Genomic DNA, 16673 nt, shown 5'->3' on the forward strand with positions numbered 1-16673 from the left:
TATATTCCATACTAAGAGCAATCGAAGAAAACCTTGCTCACACATTTAGAAAACTAAATAGACCATTCCTATTCACGTTAAATATAAAACCGAACGGAGCGATAACAACCCTTATAAATCAAACTCCAGTTATTAACAAATTATTATAGAAATGACCCGATTAACAAATAAGTTGAGCCAGAAACGAAAGAAAGGATATAGGCCAAAGTGAATAATAGAATTCTCAAAGAGAAAGGATGACTCTATTATGAAAACGCAAGAACTCGCATATAAACCTTACGGAATCGGTTCATGGACACACGTAACGGTATCAAAAGATGTTGCCCAAGCACTCGCAAGTGAATACTCAAACTATGGCTGGGAAGTTAAGATTGATGGTAATGTCGTCGAGGCAGAACCTTCACTAAAAGCGGCATAAAAAACGAAAAAACCTCCATTAGGGAGGTTTTTAAATCTAAGTTAGTAAGCACTTACTACAATCTAAGCCAGACCAACTTGGGGAACTGCAGTTCCTGTTTCACAACGACAGTTACACGTTCGACAGAAGTGTTGAGTTTCCATGTCGTAGTACAGGTTTCCACTAAATAGCTTTGACGTCCATTGCATCATACGGCCAGAGGTTGTCTCAGGCTCAGATTCACAACGTTTCATTATAGACTTATGTAGTGTTGTTTTTTTACATCCTTTGCAATAGAGATCAGGCATACCTTTGTCCTATAGGTCTTTAGTGGTTACTGATAATTGACACATGATGTCCAATTCAGTGTAATAATTCACCGAGCTAATAACAAAAGTGAGCGCCAAGTTCAAAAAATAGCCATTTTATCGGTTATTTTTTGACATCAAGCGCTATGAAAAGCCTTTATCTTCTATTTATTTCCCTTCTATCATTTGGTTTCGATTTACATTGTAAACCTCATAACAGCCGTGCTTCTTCTGTATCCTACTGGTTTTTTATAAGACAAAGGTAGTGCCCAGACAAAAAAATAGAGCCACCGAAGTGACTCTATTGCTTTTATTTTTCAATTTCTTTTTACAATTGCTTTTTAGCTAACGTTCTTTGCTAATTCACATATGTTTTACAATGTAAATTAGTCTAGCTCAACTAGGTTCTTCTCGAACTCAGCGTGTTGCTTCTTAACTTCGTCTTCAGGCTCGCCAGTCATTAGGCTCACGATAACGATAGAAAGCGTCGATAGGATGATTCCCGGTACGATTTCGTACACATCGAACCAACCGCCCGTGAACTGCTTCCAAAGAACAATCGTAACACCACCAACCACGATACCCGCTAGAGCGCCGTTACGGTTCATACGAGACCAGTATAGGCTTAATACGATTGCTGGGCCGAATGCAGCACCAAAACCAGCCCATGCGTAAGATACAAGGCCAAGTACTGAGCTGTCTGGTGTCATCGCCAGAACAAGAGCAACAAGAGAAATTAGAATAACCGCGAAACGGCCGACACGAACAATCTCTTCTGACGTTGCGTCTTTCTTCAAAACTTGCTTGTACAGATCTTCTGCCATTGCAGATGAAGAAACAAGAAGTTGTGAATCCGCAGTACTCATGATTGCCGCTAGAATGGCAGCAAGTAGGATGCCGGCGATTACTGGGTGGAACATCGCGTTCACAAGAAGCATGAAGATCTTCTCGCCATCATCTAGCTTAGGTGCGCCAGAGTTCGTCACATAGATTAGACCAACAAGACCCACAAGCATTGCACCAATCATAGACAGTGCAGTCCAGATAACGGCAATGCGGCGCGCTGTTGTTAGGTCTTTATTACTACGTGTTGCTTTGAAACGCGCAAGGATGTGTGGTTGACCGAAGTAACCCAAACCCCATGCCGCTAGTGAGATGATCGCAATAGCAGACAGTGGCTCACCCTTCGCATCATTCCATAGCGTTAGCAGCTCTGGGTTGATGTTGTGTAGGTCGCTAGAAAGCTGACCTAGGCCACCGTTCATTGCCGCGATTGGTACAATCAATAGCGCTGCAGACATGAGTAGACCTTGAACCAAGTCAGTCCAAGATACCGCTAGGAAACCACCAAACAGAGTGTACGAAACTACACAGACTGTACCGATAATTACCGCTGTTGTGTAATCAAGGCCGAATACCGTTTCAAACAATTTACCACCTGCTACCAAGCCTGAACTTGTGTAGAAAAGGAAGAATAAAAGGATAAAGAAAGCAGAAATTGTTTGGATCAGCTTAGAATTATCATTGAAACGACGAGATAGGAACTCAGGCAGCGTCAGTGATTCAGTCGTAATGCTGTAAGTACGTAGACGTTTTGCACTGATTAACCAGTTTGCCCAAGTACCAACAAGTAGACCACCAGCAAGCCAAAATGCTTCAAAGCCAGCAGCGTAAGCGTAACCTGGCAGGCCAAGTAGCAACCAACCACTCATGTCTGATGCGCCAGCAGAAAGTGCAGCAGGCCATGGGCCTAACGAACGACCACCTAGGAAGTAGTCTGTTGAGTTAGATGTACGTTTGTAAGCAATAACACCGATCGCTAGCATCATAATTAGATACGCAATGAACGTCGTCGTTATTGCAAAACTGTTTTCTATCATTTGATAGTCCTCATTTTGTAGAAAGCCTTCCATGCCTAATTCAATGCAAGACACTCACCGTAAAGGCAAGCGAGTGCATTGAGTTAGGTATTGAGGCTCCAATGCACTATGAATTAAATCCAAAGATGGAGAAAACCCAACAATGGAAAAAACCAAAAGTGCTTAGAGCCAATTTTACTGAAGGTTAGTGAGCTTCGCTTCCAAGTTCGAGCAAGGTCGCGTTACCGCCCACGGCTGTTATATTTATAGTTCGCGTACGCTCGGTAATGAAGCGCAGCGATAGGTGTGGATCATTAGCAACATTCATTGTCGCCAGATCCGTTTCAGCTACTAAACCGACGATTGCACCGTCACGCTTAGCAAGCTGTAAATTGATAGCTTGTGCCGTTTGCGAGTTACCTACGTAACCCACGCTACGTACATCGCAAGACAACAACTGTTGAGCAGCGTCATACGAGGCAACTTGCACCAAGTTAGTTGGCAAGTTCGCCGACTTAGCTGCGTCTGCAACTAAGGTATTGAACTGCACATCATCACTGCACAATTGGACGCTGTTACCTGCCAATAGCGCAGCAGTAATCAAAGCCATTGCAGTTTGCAGCGCTGGCACTTTCACTTCGCAATCATCAACAATCACCAAAGCCACACCGCGACCTGCGGCATATAGCTCATTGGTTTCGCCCGTAGGACCTGCCATTAGGTGATGTTCAGAAAGCAGTGCAGACGCTTGCTCTAGATGATAAGTCGCCACCATCGCCAAAGGCGCAGATTGACTTTCGATCTCTGATTTAAGCGCAAGTACCTGAGCACTCTTGTAATCAAAATCGGTAAGATTCCATTGTTCCCACGCTAGCAAAGCATCAGAAAAACCTGTCACTTGATGAACCATGATAATGCTCCTTATGCCTTGTCTTGTGATTGAGAGAAATGAACATCAGTAAAGCGATATAGGTAGTGAGGACCACCCGCTTTAGGGCCAGTACCTGACAAGCCTTGACCACCAAATGGTTGAACACCAACAACGGCGCCCACTTGGTCACGGTTGATGTAGCAGTTACCCACACGAACGTGTTTTTCGATCCAACGGTAAGTTGTCTCGTTACGGCTGTGGATACCCATGGTTAAGCCAAAGCCCGTTTGGTTGATTTGGTCTACCACTTGCGCTAGCTCACTCGCTTTGAAGCGAACAATGTGTAGCACTGGGCCAAACTGTTCTTCTTTCAAGCAGTTGATGTCATCAATTTCAAAAGCACTTGGTGGAACAAAATCACCATGTTCACAATCACTACCTAGAGAAAGTTGAGCCACCTTCTTCTGGGTATTGGTCATGTTTTCTAAGTGCGCCATTAGCTTCTGTTTTGCGTTTTGGTCGATAACAGGGCCAACATCGGTTTTATGAAGGTGTGGAATGCCAACACTCAGCTCGTCCATTGCACCGTGAATCAATCCAACCACGCGGTCTGCAATGTCTTCTTGGATGTAAAGCACACGTAGTGCAGAACAACGCTGACCTGCTGAAGCGAATGCTGAACGAATCACATCACGAACTACCTGTTCAGGCAGTGCAGTACTGTCGACGATCATCGCGTTTTGGCCACCTGTTTCCGCAATAAACGGAACTGGCTTAGCGTTACGAGTAGCTAATGACACATTGATACGCTGTGCCGTTGGCGTAGAACCCGTAAAGGCAACGCCCGCAATCGCATCATGGCTTGTTAGTGCACTGCCGATCTCAGCGCCACGACCCGGTAGTAACTGAATGGTACCAGCAGGGAAACCCGCTTCATTCATCAGTTCCACTGCGCGAGCTGCAATCAAGCTTGTTTGCTCCGCTGGCTTAGCCACAACCGTGTTACCCGCAACCAAAGCTGCTGTAATTTGGCCAAGGAAGATGGCGAGAGGGAAGTTCCAAGGGCTAATACAAACGAACACACCACGACCTTGTCGTGAAGCGATTCGAGTTTGGCCATCAAAACCTTTTAGTTCGAAACCTTGTAGGTTATCCGCTTGTTTTGCGTAGTAACGACAGAAGTCGACCGCTTCACGCACTTCATCAACGCTGTCGTGAATCGTCTTACCTGCTTCTTGATGACAAATTGCCACCAGCTCAGCAAGGTTGTCTTCCATCAGGTCAGCCAACTTATCAAGCGCCGCCGCTTTGGTTTCAACTGAAGTTGCGTTCCAATCAGCAAATGCTGCATCTGCGCCAGTGATCGCTGCGGAAACATGATCAAGGTTAGCGAAAGCCACCTGACCGACATTAATACGACGATCGTAAGGTGCGGTTACTTGCTCAACGTTCTGATCAACCTTGATCATGCTTTCGACAAGAGATTCACCGTTGATCACAGGGCCCGCAGTCCATTGATTGTTTAAGAAGCCTTTTACTTGCTCTTCAAACTGATGCGCTTCGCTTTCAATATCAATGTTCACACCGTAAGAGTTCTTACGCTCAGGGAAAACCGCTGGAGGCAGAGGAATCTTAGTGTTGTGCAATGTATCGAACGCCAGAAGCATATCGACAGGGTGTTGAGTCAGCTCTGCCACAGGGCAACGCGCATCAACTAGGCGGTGGACAAACGAGCTGTTTGCGCCGTTTTCTAGCAAGCGACGTACTAGGTATGGCAGTAGATCTTTATGGCTGCCAACCGGTGCGTAGATACGTACCGACTGTTGGTAAGCTTCCATCGCATGGTTGTACAGAGAATCACCCATGCCGTGTAAGCGTTGGAATTCAAAGTCTTTATGGTCGGTCATGACAGCAATAGCAGAAACCGTATGAGCATTGTGGCTCGCAAACTGCGGGAAGATATTGCCGCGAACACTTGGGCTCAATAGGTAACGCGCACAAGCAAGGTAAGCTACGTCTGTCGCTTCTTTACGTGTGTAAACTGGGTAATCAGTAAAGCCAGCTTGTTGCGACCATTTGATTTCGCTGTCCCAGTACGCGCCTTTCACCAAGCGAAGCGGGATCAAATCACCCTGCTCTTTCGCTAAGCGGTTTAGCCAAACCAGAACCGGTAGTGCACGTTTTGAGTAAGCTTGAATAACCAAACCAAATTTACCCCAACCTTTCACAAGATCAGTGCGGTACAGTTTTTCGAATAATTTAAGAGAAAGCTCTAGGCGATCCGCTTCTTCCGCATCAATCGTAATCGCAACATCGAGCTCTACTGCACGGCGCAATAGCTGCTCTAGCGTGTCGCAAAGTTCAGTCAATACGCGGTCTTCGTTCGCCACTTCATAACGTGGGTGAAGCGCAGAAAGCTTGATAGATACCGATGGCGCAGGGCTCGATTTTGAAGAGACCTTCGATTCTGGAGAAACATAGTTGTCTCGACCTACGGCTTCAATCGCCATTAGGTAATCTTTGAAGTATTTGTTTGCGTCAGCTGTAGTCAGTGCCGCTTCACCTAGCATGTCGTATGAATAGGTAAAACCTTTGTCACGCATAGACTTACCGTTCTTCTGCGCTTCAGCAATGCTGCGGCCAAGAACAAATTGGTGACCCATCACCTTCATTGCCTGGTGCATCGCTTTGCGAATTACCGGCTCAGAAAGCTTGTTCACTAAACGGTTAACCGCTTGACCTGCACTCTGCTCTTTAGATGAAAGTCCAACCACCTTACCTGTTAGCATTAATCCCCAAGTGGATGCGTTAACAAATACTGAGTCTGAATTCTTTAGGTGAGATTTCCAATCCGCAACGCTTAATTTGTCACGAATCAGAGCATCAGCGGTTGCTGAATCAGGAATACGCATCAAGGCTTCCGCCAGACACATTAGCAAGATGCCCTCTTGAGTATCTAAGCTGTATTCAAGCAACAATGCATCGATCATCTGGATAGAAGTCTTATCCGCACGGATAGCTTCGATCAATGATGTCGTTTTGTCTGTGATCTGCTGCTTTTCTGACTCAGAAGGGGTAGCTAGCGGCAGAAGTTGCTCTAGCCATTGGGTTTCATCCACCATATATAATGGTGAGATAAGCGACCATAGATCAGCAAGCGACTGCTCGTTGAATTCTGGCTTTAACACATCAGTAGCTGTAAACATGCGTTTTCCTTAATCTCACACCCGGAATTAGCCCGGGATCTCTACAATGGCTGCAGTGTATTTAGAGTATATAAGGATTACTTGTCAAAAACTCCGAGTTTTTTGCTAAAAACTCGCTTTATTAACAAAACAAACACAAGGTCACATATGAAACTTTAAAATAATATGCCGTTTTGTTTCACTATTTAACAGAAATTTTCTTTTTGTATTGAGATGGTGACATGCCTTGAAGGCGTGAAAAGGTGTGAGTAAAGGAAGATTGACCGGAGAAACCAGCCAGTTCAGCGACCTGACCGAGGCTGAGGTTACCTTGTTCGATTAAACGACGAGATCGGTCGATACGCTTACCTAACACGTACTGATGCGGAGTAATACCCATTTGATCTTTGAATAGCATGTGGAACTGGCTTTCACCCAAGAACACACTACCCGCAAGCTGCGCGACGGAGATCTTATTTGCTAAATGCTGTTCTATGTAGCGATCCAACGCTTCAAGATCAAAGCGTGAATCTTTGATTGAGGTTTCGAATGCCGAGATGTGTCTTTGCATCAGCGCGATCACTGTGTCATTACAGGCTCGGCTTAGTAGCAGATCATTAGGACTCGCCTGCATTTCTTGCACCAACATATGGATAAGCTTTTGAATTTGCGCGTCTAATTGGAAGTAGACGTTCGATGATTCTAACTGATTGATCTTCTCTAGCATCAGAGGGTCATCATCCGTTGGCACTGGCATATTGAGTACTAGGATGTCCGACTGGCCAACCACACCACCGAAAGCATGATCAGAGCTCGCCGTTACCACACAACCTTGACCTGGGCCGACAAGATTACCTTTACCGCTCACTTCAAATTCAGCCTGACCTTTTAAACCAATCACCACCTGCGAATAATGATGATCGTGACAGTCCATATGCGAAGGCAAAGTTATGATTTCCGCTGGTCGGGGGCCTGTAAGCCCTAGCGGAGACAAGTCTAGGTTTGGAAAGGGTAAAGGTTTTGGCATGACAGCAAAGTACTTAGGTCGACATGATAAGAATAATACTCTGAAATCTGCAGAAGATGAATTTGTAAATGATCATGAGAGATGTTTTCTCTTCTTCAAAGAAAGATCATTATTGATAACCACGTGATCATGTCTCCGGAAGTATGATCAAGTGAGCCCAAACTACGGGCTTTGTAAAGTCAACCTTCCAATCTTTAGGCCACTCTTCCTTGTTCCAAGAGCAAATAAATCTGAACACCAAAAGTCAAAGCAAGTCACAAATGGAAACCAAATGACTACACCATAACGACAATATTTTCTTATATAGCTCAATTATTTCGGTGTAAATATGTAAAAAGTGTATCCGAAGTACCGAAACTTAGCTTTTGAGTAGATTGGAGGGCAATAAAACGGTATAAAGACGGGTACTGTGTTAATTGCTAATAACTAGTGACTGACAACTAGGAAGTAGACACTTTATTAACGAGCCAATTTTAAATATACAAGTTGCAGGGACCTATGACTAACTTTCGAATTTCAGCGCTTTTACTTGCGCTATCCCCACTTTGGGTATCTGCATCGTTATCAGCTGAAGAACTGAATCAAGTCGATCCCGTTTCAGCTATCGATGCAAAGCTAACAGAGAAAAACTCAGATATTGAGCGTATTTCAGCGACCAAAGTATCGGCAACTGAGACCTTAAAACAACTTCAAAACCAGAACAGTAAGTTGTTACGTGAAGGTGAAGAGTTAAAGGCAAAACGTAACCGAGCTAAATCTGTACTCGACAAACAATACAGTCGCTTACTTGACGATCCAGAAACGGATCTGGTTTCTTTTCAGAAAGGATACCAAGATGCTTGGGCTGCGGTTAAAGAGAATCAATCGTCTCAGCTAGATAATCAGCAAGCGATGAATGAGAACGAAATTTACCTTTCTCAAATTAAGCAAAAGCAAGCTCGTTTGAATAATGAGCTGGCTAACTTGAAAGAATCAAAAGTTGAAGCTCGCGTTAAACGTATTGCAACAGAACTTCGTGAAAGTGCCGTTCTTGAAACGAGCTACACCACCACATGTTCATCAACAATGACACTGGGTGAGTGTATTGCTCAAGGTAAACACCTGACGAAGCAGAAAGCAGTACAAAACTTCAAGAGCAAATTACTTGAACAGCTCACAGAAAGCACGCTAGCGAAGCAAAACTTACAAGGTGTTCAATTGAACATTCATGTTCAAGACAGCCAAGCAATCAAGAGCGGTTTCTCTGGAAACAACTCTTACTTTGTGCAGATGCAAGCTCAACTTCAAGCAAAACCAGAAGCGATTGCAGCATGTAACTTATTGAACGTTTCAACTCGCTACTGTTTAACGGACAGCGACGTTAAGGTTACAAAGAAGAGCGACAAGCAGTGGGCAAACGTGATGGTACGTTCTGATCAGTACAATGACTCAGTCACTATCAACGGCATTAAATACGGCAGCACACCCCTAGAGGTTTCGCTACCGAGCGGTCGTCATCAAGTAACCATTTCAAAAGAAGGTTACGAGTCATACAACCGCACAGTGACTATCAACGGCAGCGATACTATTTGGGTGAAACTCCTTCCTAGTAAAGAAAATGAAATCTAAATATATAAAGCTAAGCCTGATATAAATAGCCGTGCCTATTTCACAAAGCTGAATGAATACTCGCCATCTTGTTGTAGTTATAGAAAGTAGCTTCAAACGAAATGGCGTTTTCGTTAGAATATTCAATTAACCTAAATTACGACTGAAGTAGCCCAACATGCGCCAAGGTTTTCCTACTCTATTATTTGCACTTGCTCCATGCTTAATGACGCCTGCTGTTTTCGCTGAAGCGACATCTCCAGCAATCACGTCATCAGTCATCGACATTGAAAGCTCTCTTTTCGAAGAACATGCCAGTTTAACGGCTATCGAGAAGAAGATGGCGGACAAACAAAATCAAGTCGACAACCAAGCAGAGCAAATGGCACGTCAAGCCAAGTTATTAGCTCAATCAGAGCAAAAACTCGCAACGGCGAAAACTAGCCTAGAGCAAGATTACACTCGCATGATTGATGAGCCAGATTTCGATATCTCACCAGCTCAAAACCGCTTTCAAGATGCCTGGAAATCGGTAAAAGAGCACAAGCTTACGATTTCGGATTCAGAGCAAAAGCTTCAAAGCTTAGTGATGGAACTAGAGGCCATCAAAGCCGAAAAATCGGCTGTAGAAATGTCTATCGCCCATTTGAATCAAGACAAATTAAGAGCAAGAGCTGAGAGATTAAGAAGCGAGGTTACTCAAACACAAGAACATACCGTTAGCTTTACCAACCGCTGTAGCAGCGACATGACGTTAGCTCAATGTTCAGACCAAACGGTGGCTTTGACACTTCAAAAAGCAGTCAAACAATTTCAAAATAGCCTTGTAGACAACGCGACAGAATCAAAAATAATAAAAGAACACCTAGCGTCTGCATCTTTGAATATTCACGTTCTGCAACACAGCGTGAAATCATCCGGCTTCTCCGAAGATAACCGTTACCGAGCCGTGATTACCGCGAATTTAGAAACTCGTCCAGATAAGAACACCCCTTGCCGCCTACTTGGTATTAAATCCTCGAACTGTTTCGATCAGAGCGATCTGCAAGCCGATGATCAACAAAAAGAAGTTGCTTGGGTTAACTTGGTGGTTCGTTCAAATCAATATAATGACAAGGTTTCTATCAATGGTGTGAACTATGGCAGCACACCGGTTGAAGTGATGCTACCTACAGGGCAACACATGGTTACGATTGAGAAAGAAGGTTACCTTTCTTTCCACCAAGAGCTGAAAATAGCCCGAGATCACAACCTAAGAGCAGTATTACAAGCGAAGCAGAACTCACTGAATGTGGGGACTAAGTTTGCTGACCCAATGGGCAATGGTGCTCAAAGTCCAGAAATGATTGTGGTTGGATCTGGGACTTACCTACTCGGTGAAAATAACGCTGAGCAAGTCACGATCAAACAGCCATTTGCATTAGCGGCAACCCCAACTCGTGTTCAAGATTTTAAAGCATTTGTGAAAAATACGGGTTACCAGACAGACGCAGAGCTGATGAACACTTGTGATACCTTCGTGAATGCAGAAATCACGACTGTGTCAGACAATGACTGGAAAGCTCCTGGTTTCAAGCAAGCTGATAACTCACCCGTTGTATGCGTCAGCCAAAGCGATGCGAAAGCGTACACACGTTGGTTATCTAAAAAAACAGGCTTTACTTACCGCCTACCAACACAACAAGAGTGGGAAGCGGCGGCAAGAGCGGGTCAAGATACCAGCTTCTGGTGGGGCAACAAATTCCGTTCAGGTAGAGCTAATACTGGTTGGTCTGGTACACAGTGGTCAAACGTCAGTACTTCTCCTGTAAAATCATTCTTGCCAACGCCAACGGGTTTCTACGACATGGTAGGTAACGTTTGGGAATGGACTGCAACCCAAAAAGGCATCGCTAAGGGGGGCGCGTGGAGCTTCTCTCCTGAAGAGGCAAAAGTGTTTGCTGAACTGTACGTTTCGCCTTCTACTGCCGCTAACTACTTAGGATTCCGAGTATTACGAGAGCTATAAGCTCTTGGTATTACTCAAAGCCCTCAAATATTTACCTTAGATTCTCCTAGTATCAGGTTGAGTCAGTGTTTATAGGGGAATTCCCTCCTTATATTCGATCTCGCCTAGGAGTAAATTCGTCGATAGAGTAGTAAGTCACTCTGGGTATCTATCTGATACCTCAGCTTAATTTACATGACCCTCGTAAATTAAACTGGAAATCTTCTACGTGTCGACAAGGTATATCTTGTCTTTGGCCAGCCCTTCTTCAGGCTGGCTTTTTTTTGCTTTTTCCTCATCCTTTTTGTTTAGCTATTGATCAATAAAGGCACACTTAAACAACATACCGTTCAACCATTAATCACGCTCCATTTTTGATGCATAACTCGACTTCTAATTGTCATTGCAGCTCTATAAGAAACTGATATCATTGCAATACTTCCTCTTACGAGATAAAACCTTGCCGGATTCCCTCAACTCCATACATCGTTCTTTATTTGAACAACTTCCAGGTTGCTGGGGGTGCAAAGATACTGACTCTGTCTTCGTGTATGCCAACCTTGCTTACAACCAATTAATTGGCTTAAAACCCAACGAAACTTGTACGGGCTTAACCGATTTCGATATGCCTAGTCAAACAACCGAATGCGCGCAGGATTTCAGGGCTCAAGACAAACATGTAATGGATACACGCAGTACTCTTAAAATCCTCGATATTCACCCTTATCCAGACGGACGCTGGCACGCCCATATTTTTACTAAAACCCCTTGGCTTGATGGGAATGGCGAAGTTCAAGGCACCATTTTTTATGGTCAAGAACTCACCGACACCGCCATCTTAGAAGTAGGCCATTGGGTGTGTCAGGCAACTTGCGAAAAAGACAATCAAGTGTCCATTGCAGGATCAAAGCCACGCATATCAAAGCTCAAAAAGCGACTGACTTCGCGAGAATCAGAAGTGCTGTTCTTGCTGCTATTCGGCAAGAAACCACAGTACATCGCGTCTACGTTGAACATTTCAATCAAAACAGTCGAAGGGCATGTCGCCAGGTTGAAACAGAAATTTGATGCGCGCAGTAAAAGCCAGTTGATTGAGTATGCGTTGGACTCGGGGCTAGGCTCTATGATCCCAGAAACCCTGCTTAAAAAGCAGATCTCCGTTGTTCTGCACAGTGACTAGATATTGGTTTGATGAGATGCAGACAAAAAATACCGTTGATACGTCTAATCAACGGTATTTTTGGATCAGTTAAGCAGTTAAGCAGTTAAGCAGTTAAGCAGTTAAGCAGTTAAGCAAAATTAAGGCGCTAGGCGGTCGATATCCCAACGGCTATCTTGGCGTGAGAACAAGAAGCGATCATGCAAGCGGTGCTCTCCACCCTGCCAAAACTCAATGCTATCCACGCGCACACGGAAGCCACCCCAGAAAGAAGGCACCGGAATCTCTCCTTTCGCGAACTTCTGTTTAAGCTCTAGATACTTACCTTCTAAAATGCCACGAGCTGAGATACGGCTACTCTGCTTACTTGCAATTGCGGCCAATTGGCTCTCTTTTGGTCGTGACGAGAAGTACTTCATATTTTCCATTGCTGTCAGTTTTTCAGCCGTGCCTGTAATATGAACTTGTCGCTCAAGAGGGTGCCAAGGGAAATGCAAACTGATTTTGCTATTGCGCTCTAGCTGATGCGCTTTACGGCTACCTAAATTGGTGTAAAAAACGAAGCCGTCTTTATCAACATTCTTTAGCAGAACAATTCGCTGGAATGGCTGACCATTTTCATCAACCGTAGCAACTGTCATGGCAGTAGGGTCCGTCAACTTAGCTTCAATAGCTTGCTCTAGCCATAGATTGAATTGCTCAATCGGGTCTGCGGCTAAGTCTTTACGTCTCAATCCACCCTTAGCGTATTCGCGACGAATATCGGTCAGTTCCATTTGGTTGCTCCTTTCAATTTTTTTTGATTCTGCGCTGTAATCCTTTGAAACACAAGTCTAAGCCATGGTTTTGTCTCACAGAAGGTGCTCTGTGTTAACAAGATCTCGGTACTCTATCCATCATATTGATAATCTTTATACAAACCGATGACATGCTGAGATCCTAGTGACTAAGATACTGCTTAACATAATGACTCCCTTCGTTTTATTCTCATTGTTATTGGGGGCTATTGGGCTGAGCGCAACTCATTTTTTGGCAGTACAATTTCAAGAAAAAGTGGTCACTCAAAAGCTCAACGAAGCAGCCAATAAAGCGAACCTACAAATCGACTCTGAACTGGATAAATTCAAACAGATCCCTGATTTGCTCAGCCATGACCCACGTCTGCTCTCTTATTTTGACTCATCACCACAAACAGACAAGATTTCCGCTGCGCAGCTCAATCAATTGCTATTTGAATGGTCTAATCAAAGCCAAGCTGACACCATCTATATTCATGACCCGAGCGGTACTGTGGTCGCTTCCAGTAATTACCAGAAGCTCGGTACTTTCGTGGGTGAGAACTTCTCGTTTCGTCCTTATTTTGCGTCCGCGATTGAAGGTAACAGCACACACTATGTCGCACTGGGGGCTCGCTCCAACGTACGCGGTTACTTTTTGTCTTCGCCCCTGTATATAGAAAATGACATTGTTGGGGTTATCACCGTTAAAGTGAGTCTAGAGAACCTTGAAAACATCCTAACCAGCGATGATTTTGAGATTGTGGTACTCGACTCTAACCAAGTGGTTTTTCTCTCGAGCCAAACTCAGTGGCTTTATCACTCGTTGTTGCCGTTAAGCCAGAAGCAACAAACCGATATCGCCCTGCAACGCCAATACGGTCAAAGCGAAATTTCGATCATAGAAGCTTTTCGCTCTTCCAACTATCAACCACAAGTTAACGACGCTAATCAGCCCAACAACATTCAACCAAATCGAGTACAAAAAGAACTTACGGCAAACCGATTGTTTAAACTTGGGCCGTTCAATCTTTACCCCGCCACCTTCAGTAACAATCAGTACCAAGTTGTCGCATTAAAAAAGGCCAAAGCAGAGCTTATTAAAGTGCTGCAGATCGATGTCATCTTCGTGGTGATTTACAGCTTGGTGATGCTCATCGCGTGGTCGTGGCGACAGACTTACGTCGCGAAAGTGGCGCTAACCCGGCTCAACCAAAACCTAGAACAAACCGTTGATAAACGTACTCACTATTTGAAGAAATCCAATCAACAACTTCAGCAAACCATTTTTCAATACCAAGCATCACAGTTAAAGCTGAAGCAGACAGAACAAGAGCTGACCCAAACAGCAAAATTAGCGGTACTCGGAGAGCTGTCAGCCAGCATTAACCACGAAATCAACCAACCGCTTGCAGCACTTCGAACTTATAGCGAGAACAGCTTAAAGCTGCTAGAAATGGAACGGACAGATTTAGTGAAGAGCAATCTTGAGAAAATGATTGGCCTCAACAACACCATTACCGACATCATAGCGCGACTCAAAGTCTTTACTCGCAAGGTCACTAAACAAGAACATCATGTCGCGAACCTGCACCAAGCGGTCAACAACGCCACCAGTATTCTCAGTGCGCTGATGATCAAGCAAGGCATTACACTAAGACTAAGCACGGTGCCAAATCACATTAATATTGCCATTCATCCAACCGAACTCGAGCAAGTACTGGTGAATCTAATTCACAACGCGACCCAAGCGCTTCAACAACAAGTTCTTGAACAGAAAATCTTGCAGGAGCAACAAAACCTGGAAAACGTTGACCAACCGGCCAGCCCACAGATAGGCATCGAATGGCAACTGCATCATAACTCTTGTCAGCTGATCATTTGGGACAACGGAATTGGCATGCCGGACGATAAGCTAGAACAGCTGTTCAACCCGTTTTTTACCACTAAACCGGAAGGCTTAGGGCTAGGGCTTTCAATATCGAAACGGATTATTGAAGCTTATCACGGCACGATCAGCGCCAACCGATTAGAGCCTTCAGGCATGGTATTCTCGCTAAACATCCCGTTATATAACGATAAGGGCTAACGTGCCGTTGTTATCGTTGATTAGAAAATGAATTTTACATACTGCTAATTTCACACATAGCTAACCTCACATACTGTTAAGGATTCGACTTTTGCACCCTCTGCCTAAACTCTATTTTGTCGATGATGAACCCGCCATTCGAGACTCCGTAGAACAAGCCATGCTCATTGAAGGCATCGATATTACCTGCTTCCCCAATGCCATTGAGGCACTAAAGAGAATAGATGTGACGCAAGCTGGGATTGTCATTACCGATATTCACATGCCAGTGATGGATGGTATTCAATTGACACAAAAGCTGCTGAATCAAAACCCTCATTTTCAGATCATCGTACTGACAGGCCATGGGGACGTGCAAACAGCCGTATCCGCAATGAAAGCTGGCGCTTATGATTTTTTGGAAAAACCGTTTGTGGTCGATGCCCTGCTGACCGCAGTAAAAAAAGCATCGGATAAGCTGGCACTGGTTGAAGAGAATAATCTATTACGTAAAGAGTTGGCGGTACAGAATCAGGTGGGTCCAAAGTTGATTGGTCAATCGCCATCAATGCAGACATTACGCCGAGAACTGATCTCTCTAGATACCAAAACTAACCCACTTCTACTGTTCGTCGGCGATTTAGGAACGGGTAAAAGGGTCACGGCGCAGTACACGCACGATCTTCACAGCCATCAAGCCGCAGAGCTTTGCCCTGTTGCTGCGTTTAATTTGCCACGCAGTGACGAAGCGACATTCCATCAGTTTGTTTTGCAACTGTTCTTGAAACATCAGGGTGGGACACTTTATATCCATGAAACAGAAGCATTAACTCAAGACCAATGGCAGTGGCTAGCGAACCTAAAACCCACTCTACTTCGTGAAAACTCATGCAAGACCAGTGCAACTTGTATCATTTTAGCAACCACAATACTTCCTACTACAATGGTAAGTGAGTTCCGTCGATTTGATTTGCTACCGCTAGCGCAACGAACAGAAGATATTGGTTCTTTGTTTAAACATTTTGCTCGTGGTGCGGCAAGTCGATACCAGTTACCCCCACCGGTGATTACAGAAAAAGAGGTTCAACGATTGATCGCCACTCACTGGAGTGAAAATATTCGACAGCTTCGCCAACATGCAGAACTCAGAGTGTTGACTAAACCCAAGCTGGAATCGCTTGAACCAGAGCCTAATCATAATCAAGAGCAAAGCGATAAAGACCACATCGTTCTAAAGACAGAAGAGCAACAACTGTCATTAAGCCAACGAACCGATAGCTTTGAGCAAATCCTCTTGATAGAGGCACTACATCGTCATCAAGGGCGCTTAAAAGAGGTACAGCAAGAGCTGCAAGTATCGCGAAAAACGCTTTATGACAAGCTGAGAAAACACCAACTTGATAAAACAGATTTCAAAAAACAATAAGAGTTAAAAAATATATAAATTCA

12 protein-coding genes are annotated in these 16673 nt (G+C 44.4%); 6 read left to right on the forward strand and 6 right to left on the reverse strand.

Annotation, left to right across the window (positions count from 1 at the left end; translation table 11 throughout):
• Nucleotides 1-247: 247 nt before the first annotated feature.
• Nucleotides 248-418 (forward strand): hypothetical protein, encoded by a 171-nt coding sequence (locus AB4589_RS00185; protein ID WP_009845996.1) that lies wholly within the window; start codon nucleotides 248-250, stop codon nucleotides 416-418.
• A 62-nt stretch (nucleotides 419-480) separates the two neighbouring features.
• On the opposite strand, the gene AB4589_RS00190 is transcribed toward AB4589_RS00185, so the two are convergent.
• From AB4589_RS00190 to AB4589_RS00210, 5 genes are all read right to left on the reverse strand, one after another.
• Nucleotides 481-651 (reverse strand): hypothetical protein, encoded by a 171-nt coding sequence (locus AB4589_RS00190; RefSeq protein WP_017097212.1) that lies wholly within the window; start codon nucleotides 649-651, stop codon nucleotides 481-483.
• A gap of 440 nt (nucleotides 652-1091) precedes the next feature.
• Nucleotides 1092-2618, reverse strand: coding sequence for a sodium/proline symporter PutP (gene putP / locus AB4589_RS00195; RefSeq protein WP_017097211.1), 1527 nt, complete (start codon nucleotides 2616-2618; stop codon nucleotides 1092-1094).
• Nucleotides 2619-2769: 151 nt separating this feature from the next.
• Entirely contained in the window at nucleotides 2770-3474 is a 705-nt protein-coding gene (locus tag AB4589_RS00200) for a 1-pyrroline-5-carboxylate dehydrogenase (RefSeq protein ID WP_017102250.1), read from the reverse strand.
• 11 nt (nucleotides 3475-3485) lie between these two features.
• Complete coding sequence (gene putA / locus AB4589_RS00205; RefSeq protein ID WP_372099064.1) at nucleotides 3486-6641, reverse strand: bifunctional proline dehydrogenase/L-glutamate gamma-semialdehyde dehydrogenase PutA; 3156 nt, start codon at nucleotides 6639-6641, stop codon at nucleotides 3486-3488.
• A 181-nt stretch (nucleotides 6642-6822) separates the two neighbouring features.
• Entirely contained in the window at nucleotides 6823-7647 is an 825-nt protein-coding gene (locus AB4589_RS00210; RefSeq protein ID WP_012600035.1) for an AraC family transcriptional regulator, read from the reverse strand.
• A 498-nt stretch (nucleotides 7648-8145) separates the two neighbouring features.
• Between AB4589_RS00210 and AB4589_RS00215 the strand changes: the two genes are divergently transcribed.
• The 3 genes from AB4589_RS00215 to AB4589_RS00225 all read left to right on the forward strand — a co-directional run bounded on the left by AB4589_RS00215 (nucleotide 8146) and on the right by AB4589_RS00225 (nucleotide 12401).
• Nucleotides 8146-9255, forward strand: a complete 1110-nt coding sequence (locus AB4589_RS00215; protein WP_009846003.1) for a PEGA domain-containing protein — start codon at nucleotides 8146-8148, stop codon at nucleotides 9253-9255.
• 157 nt (nucleotides 9256-9412) lie between these two features.
• Nucleotides 9413-11242, forward strand: coding sequence for an SUMF1/EgtB/PvdO family nonheme iron enzyme (locus tag AB4589_RS00220; protein WP_372099065.1), 1830 nt, complete (start codon nucleotides 9413-9415; stop codon nucleotides 11240-11242).
• A gap of 376 nt (nucleotides 11243-11618) precedes the next feature.
• On the forward strand, nucleotides 11619-12401 hold the full coding sequence (locus AB4589_RS00225; RefSeq protein ID WP_372099066.1) for a PAS domain-containing protein: 783 nt from the start codon (nucleotides 11619-11621) through the stop codon (nucleotides 12399-12401).
• Nucleotides 12402-12520: 119 nt separating this feature from the next.
• On the opposite strand, the gene pdxH is transcribed toward AB4589_RS00225, so the two are convergent.
• Nucleotides 12521-13156 carry a pyridoxamine 5'-phosphate oxidase gene (gene pdxH, locus AB4589_RS00230; RefSeq protein WP_372099067.1) on the reverse strand — a complete coding sequence of 212 codons (636 nt, stop codon included), beginning with the start codon at nucleotides 13154-13156 and terminating at the stop codon, nucleotides 12521-12523.
• Between the two features lie 190 nt (nucleotides 13157-13346).
• Between pdxH and AB4589_RS00235 the strand changes: the two genes are divergently transcribed.
• The gene (locus tag AB4589_RS00235; RefSeq protein WP_372099068.1) at nucleotides 13347-15245 is read left to right on the forward strand and encodes an ATP-binding protein; all 1899 of its coding nucleotides are present in this window, start codon (nucleotides 13347-13349) and stop codon (nucleotides 15243-15245) included.
• A gap of 100 nt (nucleotides 15246-15345) precedes the next feature.
• Nucleotides 15346-16650 (forward strand): sigma-54-dependent transcriptional regulator, encoded by a 1305-nt coding sequence (locus AB4589_RS00240; protein ID WP_372099080.1) that lies wholly within the window; start codon nucleotides 15346-15348, stop codon nucleotides 16648-16650.
• Nucleotides 16651-16673 lie beyond the last annotated feature (23 nt).

The organism is Vibrio sp. 10N.222.49.A3, assembly GCF_041475145.1.
Classification (GTDB): domain Bacteria; phylum Pseudomonadota; class Gammaproteobacteria; order Enterobacterales; family Vibrionaceae; genus Vibrio; species Vibrio tasmaniensis_A.

What these genes read in the sequence shown, in the direction of transcription:
- AB4589_RS00185 (WP_009845996.1), top strand. Translation starts at nt 248, where the DNA reads ATGAAAACGCAAGAACTCGCATATAAACCTTACGGAATCGGTTCATGG.
- AB4589_RS00190 (WP_017097212.1), bottom strand. Translation starts at nt 651, where the DNA reads ATGAAACGTTGTGAATCTGAGCCTGAGACAACCTCTGGCCGTATGATG.
- putP (WP_017097211.1), bottom strand. Translation starts at nt 2,618, where the DNA reads ATGGAAGGCTTTCTACAAAATGAGGACTATCAAATGATAGAAAACAGT.
- AB4589_RS00200 (WP_017102250.1), bottom strand. Translation starts at nt 3,474, where the DNA reads ATGGTTCATCAAGTGACAGGTTTTTCTGATGCTTTGCTAGCGTGGGAA.
- putA (WP_372099064.1), bottom strand. Translation starts at nt 6,641, where the DNA reads ATGTTTACAGCTACTGATGTGTTAAAGCCAGAATTCAACGAGCAGTCG.
- AB4589_RS00210 (WP_012600035.1), bottom strand. Translation starts at nt 7,647, where the DNA reads ATGCCAAAACCTTTACCCTTTCCAAACCTAGACTTGTCTCCGCTAGGG.
- AB4589_RS00215 (WP_009846003.1), top strand. Translation starts at nt 8,146, where the DNA reads ATGACTAACTTTCGAATTTCAGCGCTTTTACTTGCGCTATCCCCACTT.
- AB4589_RS00220 (WP_372099065.1), top strand. Translation starts at nt 9,413, where the DNA reads ATGCGCCAAGGTTTTCCTACTCTATTATTTGCACTTGCTCCATGCTTA.
- pdxH (WP_372099067.1), bottom strand. Translation starts at nt 13,156, where the DNA reads ATGGAACTGACCGATATTCGTCGCGAATACGCTAAGGGTGGATTGAGA.
- AB4589_RS00235 (WP_372099068.1), top strand. Translation starts at nt 13,347, where the DNA reads ATGACTCCCTTCGTTTTATTCTCATTGTTATTGGGGGCTATTGGGCTG.